The organism is Chromohalobacter sp. HP20-39 (assembly GCF_033052815.1).
GTDB lineage: Bacteria > Pseudomonadota > Gammaproteobacteria > Pseudomonadales > Halomonadaceae > Chromohalobacter.
Genome location: NZ_JAWHTP010000611.1, coordinates 1 through 277 on the forward strand (window position 1 = coordinate 1; position 277 = coordinate 277).

Consider the following 277-nt stretch of genomic DNA (forward strand, 5'->3'; position numbering starts at 1 on the left):
GCAGTACTGCGTGACCGCGCCGGGGCTGGCCGTCGAGGGCAGGTTAAGGATGAACTGCACCCAGTCGGTCTGCTGGTACATCTTCTGCTCGTTCCCGGGCGACAACGCATCCCAGTCATCACACGCCAGGCCGCTGCTCATGGTCAGCAGGTGCTCGATGGTGATCCCCTGCTTCAAGGCGGGCGTGTTGGGATAGTCGGCGTTCAGGTAGCTCGCGATGGGTGTGCTCACGCTGCTCAAGACTTGGGCGTCCAGGGCGATGCCCACCAGCAGCGAG

1 protein-coding gene is annotated in these 277 nt (G+C 63.9%); it reads right to left on the reverse strand.

Annotated features, from left to right (window positions below; genetic code table 11):
- On the reverse strand, nucleotides 1-267 hold a 267-nt coding region (locus tag RVY79_RS19395), incomplete at its 3' end, for a serine hydrolase (RefSeq protein WP_317466201.1).
- Nucleotides 268-277: the final 10 nt, after the last annotated feature.